Origin of the sequence: Microcoleus sp. A6-C6 (genome assembly GCF_036705955.1) — a bacterium.
Lineage (GTDB): Bacteria > Cyanobacteriota > Cyanobacteriia > Cyanobacteriales > Microcoleaceae > Microcoleus.
In genome coordinates, this window is the sequence record NZ_JAUBVR010000005.1 from 1 (window position 1) to 12,716 (window position 12,716).

Sequence of the window (12,716 nt, forward strand, 5' to 3'; positions counted from 1 at the left end):
TTAAATCCTTCGCATAATGTCCGCCAATAGCCTTCATAGCCTTGATTTGGCTTCTCGACAATTAATCCACCCTGCTTCTGAAGGGGGGCTAGGGGGGATCGAGTTATTGTAGGGTGCGGAGCGGGCTAAATGTTTTAACAACAGACTAATAACTTTCCCTGACGCACCTAATGTTAATTAGCTTCTTCCCTCTTCCCTCTTCCTTCTTCCCTCTTCCTTCTTCCTTCTTCCTTCTTCCTTCTTCCTTCTTCCTTCTTCCCTCTTCCTTCTTCCTTCTTCCTTCTTCCTTCGTCCTTCTTCCTTCTTCCTTCTTCCTTTGTCTTATGCTAATTCCCCTAACCCAAGAAACATTCAAAGAACTAATTCCCGCCGTCGCCACGGGAGCACAATACAAATACATCTGGGGAAAACCGCCAGATTTCTTAAGGCGAATGTTAATCTCTGCGGTAGTCGTAGTTTTGCTGCTTGTTATCTACAACTTCGCAGGTTCCGATGTGGGACCTCTAGTTTTAATTACCGGATTGATGGCCGGTTTGTACTGGCTGTGGGGGCCGATTTTCTGGGCTAGTTTGCGAAATGCACAATGCCGAAAATATCAATACTGCGGTTTTTGGCAAGGGCGAGTTTTAGATATTTATATCACCGATGAAGTCACAAGTCAAGAAGAAACAGTCAATCAAAAAGGACAACTCGTAATAGTTGATAACTTAGAACCGCGAATTAACTTAGAAGTTGGCGATAAAACTGGATTTACTACTACAATTAAAGCTCCCTTGCAGAAAAATCACCAGGGAATTGTCCCCGGCCAAGCTGCTTTAATGTTAATCATGTCAAATCAAGAAGATTTGGGTAGAATTGGCAAAGTTTCGGATATTTACATTCCCAGTCGCGATGTGTGGGTGAGCGATTATCCTTATTTACGCAAGGATTTGTTTGTGGAAATGAGTCAGCAGATTAAAAAAGGTAGACAGAAAAAAGGGCGGGATACTGATAATCAAAGAGCGACAAGATAGGACGTACGGTTGAAACCGCGCCTACACAAACGAGTTCCGCCTCCGCGGAATGAAGAATGAAGATAGGACGTACGGTTTCAACCGATCGCTCTTCAACCTGCGGAGGCAGGTTTTGTCTGTGTAGACGCGGTTTCAACCGCCCATTCTTCTTCAACCCGCGCACCATCCGGGTTTTGTTTGTATAGACGCGGTTTCAACCGCCGATTCTTGCGATTAATTACGGCTTGAAGGTCGAGTTTTAGGACGCCAGAAAAATTCTGACAGCTTCATTTTGGGATTACCTAACTGTTTTCTCCAGCCTTCCATATAAGTATAAAATACCGGAGTCAGATACAGCGTTAAAATTTGCGAAAACAGCAATCCACCGACGATCGCAATTCCCAACGGGCGGCGCGATTCTGAACCGCTACCCACGCCCAGGGCGATCGGCAAAGTGCCAATTAAAGCCGCCATCGTCGTCATCATAATCGGGCGGAAGCGCACGATACAAGCTTCGTAGATGGCATCATAGGCGCTGCGGCTGCTGTCTTCGCGCTGTTTCTCGATCGCAAAATCCACCAGCATAATCCCATTTTTCTTGACAATTCCCACCAGCAGAATAATTCCGATAAACGAATACAGATTCAATTCAACCCCAAAAATTACCAGGGTTAACAGTGCACCAAATCCGGCTGATGGTAAACCGGACAAAATTGTCAGCGGGTGAATGAAATCCTCGTACAAAATACCGAGAATCAGATAAATTACCACAATTGAAACGACTAATAACCAGCCTAAATCGTTAAATGATTGGTTGAATACCTGGGCTGAACCTTGAAAACTTGTAGTAACTGACGGCGGTAAAACTTCCTTAGCAACTTTCTCAATAGCTTCGGTGGCTTGACTCAGCGATGTACCGGGGAGAGTATCAAAGGAGATTGTAGCAGAAGGCAGTCCGCTGAGGTGATTGACTGTGAGCGGGCCGACGGTTTGGGTGATACTGGCGATCGCATCTAACGAGATCATTTGTCCAGTATTCGATCGCACATACAACATCGACAAAGCACTCGGATCGCGCTGATATTCGGGCTTTAGCTCCATCACAACCGTAAATTGATTGTTTGGAGTATAAATCGTCGAAACCTGCCCAGAAGCGTAAGCAGCGCTAAGGGTTTTCTGCACTTGTTGCGGGCTAATACCGACGATTGCTGCTTTGGCGCGATCGACTTTAACCTCAAGCTGAGGCGTGCTCAATTGCAAATCGCTATCGACACCGCGCAATCCCGGTATAGTTTTAACTTTAGCTAACAATTCCGGCACCGCTTGACGCAGCGCTTGCAAATCTAAACTTTGCACCGTAAACTGATATTGTGAATTCGTTTGTTGACCGCCGATCGGAATCGCCGAAGGAGAGCGCAAAAAAGCTTGAATACCGGGAATTCCGCGCAATTTTGGAGTTAATTTTTGGATAATTTCATCCGCACTGAGGCGGCGTTGCGATCGGGGTTTCAGCCTAATTGTAATCCGTCCGTTATTCGCCGATGCGTTTGGCCCGCTAGCACCTACAGTTGAATTCAACGCTGCAATATTTGGATCTTTCCGCAAGATATCAACAATTTGTTGTTGGTGAATCATCATATCATCAAAGGAAATATCTTGCGCTCCTTTCGTGTTAGCCATCAGTTGTCCAGTGTCTTCAGTCGGAATAAAACCTTTCGGAACTAACACGAATAGATAAGCCGTCAGCACCAGCAGAATTACTGAAACAATCAGCGTCACAAAACGGTATTTCAAAACAGGTCTGAGAGTCCATTCGTATCCGTACAAAAGTAGCTCGAATCCCCGCTCTGAAATGCGGTAGAAGCGGTTTTTTGGGTGTGAGTGGGACGATTTGAGAAAACGACTGCACAACATCGGCGTCAGGCTCAGAGAAACAAATCCCGAAACCAAAATTGCTACAGCAATAGTCACCGCAAATTCGTGAAACAATCTACCGATTAATCCACTCATAAACATCAGAGGAATAAACACCGCCACCAATGAAAGTGTCATCGAAAGAATGGTAAAACCAATTTCTTTCGAGCCTTTTAATGCTGCTTCTAGTGGCGCTTCTCCCATTTCTTGGTGGCGCACAATGTTTTCCAAAACTACGATCGCATCATCCACCACAAACCCGACTGAAAGCGTCAGCGCCATCAGAGACAAATTATCTAACGAGTATCCCAACTGATACATCACAGCAAAAGTGCCAATAATCGCCACAGGTAAAGCTAAACTCGGAATTAGCGTCGCTGTGATGTTGCGTAAAAAGATAAAAATTACTAAGACAACCAGACACACTGACAACACTAAGGAGAATTTCACATCATCCACAGAGGCGCGGATTGATTGCGATCGATCGTACATAATTCCTATTTCGATCGATTGCGGAATTTGTTGTTTGAGCGCGGGTAACATTTGGACGATCGCATCGACAATTTCGACAGTATTTGCATCCGGTTGAGGCTGCACTGCGAGCAAGATTGCAGGTTGATTTGTGACTTGTTTATCGCTGTACAAATTCAACACTTTGTTATTTTGCACGTCGTCAATTACGTTACCTAAATCTTGCAGCCGCACTGCTGCGCCGTTTTTGTAGGCTACGATTAGCGATCGATATTCGGCTGCCTTATTTAATTGACCGTTTACTTGAATTAAATAGCTTTTGTTGTCACCGGAAAGGCTGCCGGTTGGTAAGTTAACATTACCTTGCGTGATTGCAGTTCTTACTTGATCTAATCCGATGCCTCTGGCGGTTAATTCTCGCGGATCTAGTTGAATTCTCACTGCATATTGTTTCTGCCCGTAAACCTGCACTTGCGCCACACCTTCGATCGCAGAAATGGGTTGAGCGATGGTTATTTCGGCGGCTTCATTCACTGCTGAAATTTGCAGGGTTTTTGAGTACAAATATAGGTAGAGAATTGGTGAAACAGAAGGGTTAACTTTGCGGTAGGTGGGCGGTTTGGGCATTCCAGCGGGTAATGAACCTGCGGCGGCGATCGCAGCTTGTACGTCTTTTGCAGCAGAATTGACGCTGCGGCTGAAGTCGAATTGCAGGGAAATATTGGCGCTACCGGTGGAACTTGTGGAGTTAAAGGAATTGAGGCCTGCTATTTCTGTAAACTGTCTTTCTAGCGGCGCGGCGACTGAGGATGACATGGTTTCTGGCGTGGCACCGGGTAAGCTAGCGGAGACGCTAACAAAGGGATATTCTACGTGCGGTAAGGCGCTAATTGGTAGCAGGAAATAACTCATTAAACCGAAGAATAGAATGCCGATTGTGACTAGGGTAGTCATTACGGGGCGGCGGATAAAGATTTCTGATAGGTTCATAATTGTGAAGGAAGTTCGGCAACAGATTCTGTAACGGATTTAACGGATGGGGAAAGTTCGGCAACGGATTTTTTAACGGATTTAACGGATTCAAAAGTTTGTTGGTAGTTGGGGCTTTAGAAAGTTCAGTTGTAGGGTGTATCGCCCTCGACAATACTTAACTAAATATCAACAATCTCAGGGCGACGCACCCGATCCGATTTTGACAAATATTTATGACTTAATAAGTGTTATGTTTGTGTACATAATCTCTTGGAAATACCCGGTGCGTCGCTATTGCATTGTCGGTATTTATCAGGGATTTTTAATAGCGACGTACCCTACGACTTTAACTGTCAACTGTCAACTGTCAACTGTCAACTGTCAACTGTCAACTGTCAACGTCCTCCTTTAACATAAAATACTTGCCCAAACTTCACCTCCCTAAGCTTCTTTCGCCACGATTCCATGTAGATGTAAAATACGGGCGTGAGATACAATGTCAATACTTGCGAAAACAAAAGTCCGCCGACAACTGCAATACCTAACGGGCGGCGAGATTCTGAACCTGCACCGACTCCCAATGCGATCGGCAAAGTGCCCATTAATGCCGCCATTGTAGTCATCATAATCGGCCGGAATCTTACTAAACAAGCTTGATAGATTGCTTCTGCTGGTTTTTTGCCGTCGATGCGCTGGGATTCGATCGCAAAATCGACCATCATAATCCCATTTTTCTTGACAATCCCTACCAGTAAAATGATCCCGATGAATGAATAAACGTTGAGCTCAACGCCAAACAACATCAGTGTTAATAACGCGCCAAATCCCGCTGAAGGTAATCCCGAAAGAATTGTGATCGGATGGATGAAATCTTCGTACAGAATACCGAGGATTAAATAGATGACCAAAATTGCGATCGCCAATAAGATACCCAAACTCGGCAGCGAACTCTGAAACACTTGACTAGCGCCCTTGTAATTGGTCGTGATGCTGTCGGGAATCACGGATTTGACGATTTGGTCGATCGCGCTATTGGCACTTCCCAGCGCCATCCCAGGGGCGAGATTGTAGGAAATCGTCGCAGCATTCATCCGCCCGACGTGGTTGATAATTAACGGCGCGACATCCTGAGAAATTGTCGCAAACGTTGCTAGCGGTACCTGCGTTTGACTCCCAGAAGCATCACTCGCATTACCTGTTGTCGCCATATAAAGCTGCTTCAAAGCATTCGGATCTTTTTGATATTTCGGTTCGAGTTCCAAAATGACTTGATACTGGTTACTCGCACCGTAAATCGTGGAAACTTGGTAAGCGCCGTAGGCACTTCTCAGCGTATTTTCGATTTGACTGGCGGTGATTCCTAAAGCTGAGGCTTTGTCGCGATTGATGTCAACTTTGATTTGAGAAGTCATCTGCAAATCGCTGTTTATATCCTGAATTTCCGGCATTGCTTTCATTTTATCCACCAGTTGCGGCACGTATTCTCGCAGCGGTAAAACGTCGGAACTTTGCAGCGCTAATTGGTACAATCCGGTGCTTTGTTGCGTGCCCAGTGGGATTGCGGGAGGGTTTTGCAAGAAGACTTGAATGCCGGGAATTTCTGCTAGTTGCGATCGCAAATTCTGCACAATTTCATCCGCACCCATCTGTCGTTGCGATCGCTCTTTGAGCCGAATAAACAAACTGCCAGAATTTCCTGCAACCGCCGCCCCGCCGCCATTTGCGCTCGCTCCAGCCCCGATATTTGAGTTGACTGCTTCCACGTTTGGATCTTGCCGAATCACGTTGACAACGGCTTGCTGGTGGCGAGATAATTCATCAAAGGAGGCATCTTGGGCGGCTTGGGTAATTCCGGTAATTTGTCCGGTATCTTGGCTGGGAATAAAGCCTTTGGGAACTGCGATAAATAATCCGACTGTGGCGAACACCATAACTAATGATAAAATCATTGTGGTGCGGTGAAACTTTAAGACTATTTTGAGACTCCAATCGTACAAGCTCAAAATTTTATCGAACACGTACTCGGAAGCTTGATAAAGTTTGCTTTGACTGGCGTGATTTACTGGGCGGAGAAAACGGCTGCACAACATCGGTGTCAAACTCAAAGATACAAAGCCGGAAACCAAAATTGAAACTGCAATCGTGACGGCAAATTCATGAAACAAGCGCCCTAGCAACTCACTCATAAATAACATCGGGATAAACACCGCCACCAAGGAAAGCGTCATCGATAAAATGGTAAATCCGATTTCCCTGGAACCGTTTAGCGCCGCCTCTCGTGGGGTTTCTCCGGCTTCGATGTGGCGGACGATGTTTTCGAGCATCACGATCGCATCATCGACCACAAAGCCCACGGATAACGTCAGGGCCATCATTGACAAGTTATCCAACGAGTAGTTGAACAGGTGCATCACGCCGAAGGTGGCAATCAGTGACACCGGTAGCGCTAAGCTGGGAATGACTGTGGCTGACAGGTTGCGTAAAAAGACGAAGATGACTAAGATGACAAGGGCGATCGTCAAAACCAGCGTAAACCGGACATCATCGACAGACTCGCGAATCGATTGAGACGCATCGTACATGACACCAAGTGCGATCGAACTTGGCATCTGGGCTTGCAAACTTGGTAGCAATTTTTGAATCGTATCAACCACTTCGACGGTATTCGTACCCGGCTGTCTCTGGATTGTGAGGATAATTGCGCGATCGTTATTATACCAACTAGCAAGTTGAGTATTTTCTACACTGTCAACCACTCGCCCTAATTGTTCGAGATAAATAGGTTGACCGTTCTTATATGTTACAATCAAACGGCGGAATGCAGCAGCATCTTTAAGCTGTCCGTTAGTTTGCACAGCAAAGTTTTTATGACTTCCCGAAAGGCTTCCTGTAGGTAAATTGACATTGCCTTGTTGGATAGCAGTTTGTACTTTATCGATGCCAATTTGCCGCGCTGCTAACTGTTGCGGATCGAGTTGAATTCGGGCGGCGTATTTTTGGGAACCGTAAATCTGAACTTGCGCCACACCGTTGATTGTCGAAAGCTTTTGCGCGAGATAACTTTGCGCGTAGCTATCAACCTCAGAAAGCGGTAAAGTTGGGGACGTGAGATAAAGGTAAAGAATTGGCCCATCGGCGGGATTGACTTTGCTATAAGTCGGCGGATTTGGTAAATCGTTGGGGATTTGTCCCGATGCTGAAGAAATTGCCGATTCCACATCCTGCGCCGCATCATCAATATTATGACTGAGATTGAATTGCAGGGTAATTTGAGTTTTGCCGCTGGTACTGGTTGATGTTAGCGTATCGAGTCCCGCAATGCTGGAAAATTGCTTTTCTAGCGGGCGCGCCACCGAAGCAGCCATCGTTTCTGGGCTAGCGCCGGGGCGGGAAGCGCTAACTTGAATTGTGGGATAATCGACGTTGGGTAAATCGCTAATTGGTAGCAGTCGATAACTCATCCAACCAAAGATTAGAATCGCCGCCATCACCAAGGTGGTCATAATTGGACGGCGGATAAATGGTTCTGATAAATTCATTTATGTATACCTGTTTAGGATGAGAATAGAATTGCCGTTATTTGATATATTTCGTTTTTTCCTAAATCTCGATCCCCCTAAATCCCCCTTAAGAAGGGGGACTTTGAATGCTTCTAATTCTCACCTCAAGAAGGGAGACTTTGAACACTTCCGATTCTCACCTGAAGAAAGAGAGACTTTGAACACTTCCGATTCTCACCTGAAGAAAGAGAGACTTTGAACACTTCCGGTTCCCCCCTTCTTAAGGGGGGTTAGGCGAGATCGAGGCCTAATCATCACATCCAAAATCTAAAATCGCTCGATCATCCTAGGGATTTTTGCGCGATTTCCCAGATTTATTTGCCGGTGAATTGGAATCACCTGCGGATTTACCCGGAGATTTCTTATCCCCAGATGTATCTGAACTATCCCCTTTAGTAGACTCTGAATTATCTTCAGCATCCGCTGCGGTTTTAACGGTAATCTTGCCGCCATCAACCAGATTTGCTTGTCCGTCAATGACAACATCATCACCCGCCTTCAGGCCTTTTTTGATCACAGTCAAGCCGTTGATTGTATTCCCCACAACCACAGGCACATTATCCACCGTATCGTCGAACTGCGCGACAAATACGAATTGTCCCTTCGGCCCTGTTTGTACTGCTTGGGAGGGAACAACAATCGCATTTGGTTGTTGAGATAAGGTTAATGTAGTATTGACAAATTGACCAGGAAATAGTTTCCCGTCTGCGTTATTGAAATCACCAATCAGTTGAATTGAACCAGTCGAATTGTCAACCGTATTATTTACAAAGGACAAAGTTCCTGATATTGGGCGAGTGTTTCCCGCAAAAGTGACATCAACTTTCAGCTTGCCGTTGTCCGCGTATTTTTGGATATCTGGTAAGTTGGATTCTGGAACCGCAAAGGCAACTTGAATCGGATTAATTGTAGAGATGGTTACTAAGGGTTTGTCAGTGCTTGGTTGCACCACATTTCCTGTTGTTACCAGCACGTTTCCGGCGCGTCCGTCGATCGGCGAAAACACCTTAGTATAGGATGATTGCACTTGAGCATTTTGCAAAGTGCCACCGTCGGCGCTAACACTAGCTTGAGCACCCTCGATCGCAGCCCGATCGCCCTCAACGACAGCACGAGCATTGTCAATCCCCACCAAATCGCTCTTCACCGCCGTCTGAGCGTTCTCAATTCCGACCAAATCGCTCCTCACCCCAGTTTCAGCATTTGCGATCGCCACCTCGTCACCTTTCACCGCAGACTCCGCATTCGTGATACCAATGCGATCGCTCTTGAGCGCAGTTTCCGCATTTGCGATCGCCTGTTTGTCAAGCTCCACTGTTGCCGCAGTGGCGCGACTGCTGGTAGCATATTGTTGCGCTTGATCTTGACTGATTACTCCTTGTTTGTAGAGTTCGGCGTAACGTTGACTTTGGGCGGCGGCATATTGCGCTTGCGCTTGATCTTTTGTTAAAGTTGCGATCGCCTGTTTGACAGCACCTTGGTCTTTTTCCAAAGTAATTTTAGCTTGTTCAACAACTCCCTTATCCTTCGCCATAGTCATTCTGGCTTGTTCGACAACACCCTGATCTTTTTCCAGAGTCGCTTTAGCTTGCTCGACAATTCCTCTATCTTTGTCAAGAGTCGCCCTAGCCTGTTCAACAACTCCTTGATCTTTAGCAAGATTTGACATCGCTTGTTGTACTTGCGCGCGGTCTTTTGCTACAATGCCTTGAGCTTGTTGGATCGATGCAGTTTGAGAGCGATCGTCGATCGAGAATAGCAACTGTCCTTTCTTAACTTCCTGTCCTTTCTTAAAATAAACCCCTGTAACCCGGCCGCTAGCCTGAGCAGTAACAGAAACAGTAGCACCAGATTGCACATTGCCGATCGCTTGTAGTTGAATCGGCACTGTTTTTTTAGTCACCGTCGCCACCATCACCGGAGTCACTTGCATTTTACCACCGCGGCGGCTCGCTTTTTCCACTTTCGGAGTAGCAGCCCGTTGCCAAACCAAAAATCCCAAACCTCCTATTACCAACAACGCCAGCAAAAACAGTGCAATCCGCCCTTTCGCCAGCACTTTTTCAGTCTTTGGTTGTTTAGTTACAACATTATTTGTAGGTTCGCTTTCCGGCAAAATTGGAGCTTCCCGATCCACTTCAGGGAGAGCTTTTTTCGGAATTTCATCAACAATTTCAACGTTGTGCGGCAGTTGCTCATTCAGCTTCAGATTTTCCTCAGAAACTTTAGGGCGAGTGCCATTCCGACTTTCACTAATAATTTCCTCAATCATCAGAAACCTCTGTATAAAAATATCTCTTACTCTGAATTGCCGTTATTGCAGGATGTATCACGCAAAACAATCAAAAATCACAAAAAAAACTTCACCCCAAATCCGTATCATACCAACTTCAAATTCTTGTGGGGCGTTGCTCCGACGCCGCCGCACAGATGCAATTTAATTGCACCCTACTAACCCTCAAAATTCTTGTGGGGTGGGCTTCTAGCCCGCCCCAAATACGCAATTCACACCTGAAAAAACTTATAATTGCGATCGCACAAAATTTGCAATCACAGTATTACTGAGGTTTAGCTTCAGACGACTTTTGCCCATTTTGCGTGCGAGGATAAGCCGCCTTGAGAATCGCCTTAACTTTTGGCTTTTGTTCAGCAGTCAGATTGATTTCAGTCAAAGCTTTACGCATTTTTTCACCAGACTTAAGTTTAGCGTCCAAGCTTTTATATTGCTCAGGTGTGAGTACCTTTGCGAGTTGTTGACTAATTTCCTGGCGCTTCTGTGCGCGTTCAGCATCAGACATCTTCGGTTTCTGGGAATTTGTCGGATTTGCCGCCACCACATCAGGTGTAGCATCTTTAGAGGAAGCAGCATCCGCCTTCATTTCCGATGAACTGATTGGAATCGCGGCCGGAGAATTAGGTTCCGCAGCCGACGGGGTGTTGGGTGACGCACAAGCAGACAAACCGCCTATCAACATGGCACCGGCGAGAATAAATGCTGGTGCGATCGTACTTATTTTCATGATTCACTGCCTATAATTAACCTTCTTGCACCAATGTTACAACGTAAAATCGATCGCCGCATGACCCCAAACTCCTAACCATACCAGTCAAAAAGCACATAGCCCTTGTGACTTTTTTCCTAGTCCCAAACCCCAAAATCAGCCGCAAAGGCTCTAGTAAGTGCGATCGCACATTCGCTAAGCTACATATAACAGTTGACAGTTGACAGTTGACAGTTGACAGTGTACAAGCATCAAACCGTTTATCCTAAGCCGAACTTTCCTCACCACAAGGGGGTAATATGTTTTTTAACTCCAAGATACCATTTACAATTAGGTCAGCGACCTTACTTGAATCACTCCAGGTTTTGATGGGGAAAAATTCTATGATTCGCTTGACCTATCCGTCCTTTCGCTTGCTGCTTTATCTAGAATGGCTGCTGCTAGCAACGGCAGCATTCATGGAAGTATTGCACCCATTTCGATCGCTTTTGTCGCTGGTGTTGCGCGTGGGCGCGATCGCACTTTTCGGCGCTATCGGGTTACGTTTGCCAACAGTGCGGCTGAGTAGAAAACTTTTATTTACCGCCCTGGAATTTGGCTTAATTTTGCTACCGATAGTTTCGGAAGGGCTATCTAGCCGATCGAGCTTTTTGCTATTTCTCGTTCTGCTAATGCGGAGTTGCATGATTTTCCGGCAGCCCGGACAGATAGCAGTCTTGAGTTTAGCGCTGCTTTCCTATAGTTCTTTGCTGTTATTAAAACCAATTTTACCGGAAAGAGTCATTGCCACTGTTTGGGAATGGCGACTGAGCAACGTGTTATTATTTGGATTGACATTAGTATTTGCCTTACTATTAATAAATGCCTTAATTGCCGAACGCCAAAGCCGAGAGGAATTAGAAATTGCCCATGATAAATTAGCCGTGACTAACGAGCAACTCCGCTACTACGCACTGCGAATAGAAGACCAAGCAACATTGCAAGAACGCAACCGCATTGCCCGCGAAATTCACGACGGACTTGGACACACCTTGGCGGCTCAAACAATCCAGCTAAATAATGCCCTATTGTTCTGGAAATCGGAGGATGAAAAAGCCCTAGAGTTTATGAAACAAGCCAAACAACTCGGATCGGAAGCCTTCTTAGAAATTCGCAAATCAGTGTCGGTTTTGCGATCGAACCCTTTGCAAGGATTATCGCTCGAAAGTGCGATCGACAAACTGCTCCAAGATTTTCAGCGGATGACTGCGATCGAAGTATCTAACTCAATTCGTTTACCAATTCCGCTATCACAAGAAATGAATACCACACTGTACAGAATTGTGCAAGAATCGCTCACAAATATTCACAAACACGCCGATGCCACAATGGTAACAGTTGGGTTACAGCAACACGCCGGACAGATTCATCTATCAATTTCTGACAACGGCAAAGGCTTCGATCCAGCCCAGAATACCACAGGATTTGGACTGCAAGGAATGCGAGAACGAGTGGCGGCAGCGAGAGGTCAATTTGCCATTTACAGCGAGTCAGGAAACGGTTGCCGAATTTCGGTTTCTTTGCCCTCTCAAAATATTTAGATTGCGATAAGATAAAACGGCGGTTGAAACCGCGTCTAGACAAACGAGGACGTACGGTTGAAACCGCGTCTAGACAAACGATGTCCGCCTCCGCGGACTGAATAAAAAAACCTAATTTTAACCGCCCACTCTTCAACCCGCGGAGGCGGGTTTTGCCTGTGTAGACGCGGTTTCAACCGCCGTCATCTGTCATCTGTCATCTGTCAACTGTCAACTGTCAACTGT

7 protein-coding genes are annotated in these 12,716 nt (G+C 45.9%); 2 read left to right on the top strand and 5 right to left on the bottom strand.

All coding sequences use genetic code 11. The annotated features are described in order from the left end of the window. Nucleotides 1–145: 145 nt before the first annotated feature. The gene (locus tag QUB52_RS03725; protein WP_332972501.1) at nt 146–400 is read right to left on the bottom strand and encodes a hypothetical protein; all 255 of its coding nucleotides are present in this window, start codon (nt 398–400) and stop codon (nt 146–148) included. Between QUB52_RS03725 and QUB52_RS03730 the strand changes: the two genes are divergently transcribed. After that, on the top strand, nt 324–1,013 hold the full coding sequence (locus QUB52_RS03730) for a phosphate ABC transporter permease (protein ID WP_265235633.1): 690 nt from the start codon (nt 324–326) through the stop codon (nt 1,011–1,013). The genes QUB52_RS03725 and QUB52_RS03730 overlap by 77 nt on opposite strands. 213 nt (nt 1,014–1,226) lie before the next feature. On the opposite strand, the gene QUB52_RS03735 is transcribed toward QUB52_RS03730, so the two are convergent. The 4 genes from QUB52_RS03735 to QUB52_RS03750 form a co-directional block, all read right to left on the bottom strand. Beyond that, on the bottom strand, nt 1,227–4,367 hold the full coding sequence (locus QUB52_RS03735; RefSeq protein WP_332972444.1) for an efflux RND transporter permease subunit: 3,141 nt from the start codon (nt 4,365–4,367) through the stop codon (nt 1,227–1,229). A 377-nt stretch (nt 4,368–4,744) separates the two neighbouring features. Then, nucleotides 4,745–7,888 carry an efflux RND transporter permease subunit gene (locus QUB52_RS03740; protein ID WP_332972445.1) on the bottom strand — a complete coding sequence of 1,048 codons (3,144 nt, stop codon included), beginning with the start codon at nt 7,886–7,888 and terminating at the stop codon, nt 4,745–4,747. 307 nt (nt 7,889–8,195) lie between these two features. Next, nucleotides 8,196–10,181, bottom strand: a complete 1,986-nt coding sequence (locus QUB52_RS03745) for an efflux RND transporter periplasmic adaptor subunit (protein ID WP_332972446.1) — start codon at nt 10,179–10,181, stop codon at nt 8,196–8,198. Between the two features lie 286 nt (nt 10,182–10,467). Then, nucleotides 10,468–10,929: a hypothetical protein gene (locus tag QUB52_RS03750; protein WP_265235629.1), complete on the bottom strand. Its 462-nt coding sequence runs from the start codon at nt 10,927–10,929 to the stop codon at nt 10,468–10,470. A 365-nt stretch (nt 10,930–11,294) separates the two neighbouring features. Here QUB52_RS03750 and QUB52_RS03755 point away from each other — a divergent pair, with 365 nt between their 5' ends. Then, the gene (locus QUB52_RS03755; RefSeq protein WP_265235628.1) at nt 11,295–12,491 is read left to right on the top strand and encodes a sensor histidine kinase; all 1,197 of its coding nucleotides are present in this window, start codon (nt 11,295–11,297) and stop codon (nt 12,489–12,491) included. The last annotated feature ends 225 nt before the right edge of the window (nt 12,492–12,716 follow it).

Bases quoted from the DNA above. Each gene is read 5' to 3' on its own strand.
- QUB52_RS03730 (WP_265235633.1), top strand. From the start codon at position 324: ATGCTAATTCCCCTAACCCAAGAAACATTCAAAGAACTAATTCCCGCC.
- QUB52_RS03725 (WP_332972501.1), bottom strand. From the start codon at position 400: ATGTATTTGTATTGTGCTCCCGTGGCGACGGCGGGAATTAGTTCTTTG.
- QUB52_RS03735 (WP_332972444.1), bottom strand. From the start codon at position 4,367: ATGAACCTATCAGAAATCTTTATCCGCCGCCCCGTAATGACTACCCTA.
- QUB52_RS03740 (WP_332972445.1), bottom strand. From the start codon at position 7,888: ATGAATTTATCAGAACCATTTATCCGCCGTCCAATTATGACCACCTTG.
- QUB52_RS03745 (WP_332972446.1), bottom strand. From the start codon at position 10,181: ATGATTGAGGAAATTATTAGTGAAAGTCGGAATGGCACTCGCCCTAAA.
- QUB52_RS03750 (WP_265235629.1), bottom strand. From the start codon at position 10,929: ATGAAAATAAGTACGATCGCACCAGCATTTATTCTCGCCGGTGCCATG.
- QUB52_RS03755 (WP_265235628.1), top strand. From the start codon at position 11,295: ATGATTCGCTTGACCTATCCGTCCTTTCGCTTGCTGCTTTATCTAGAA.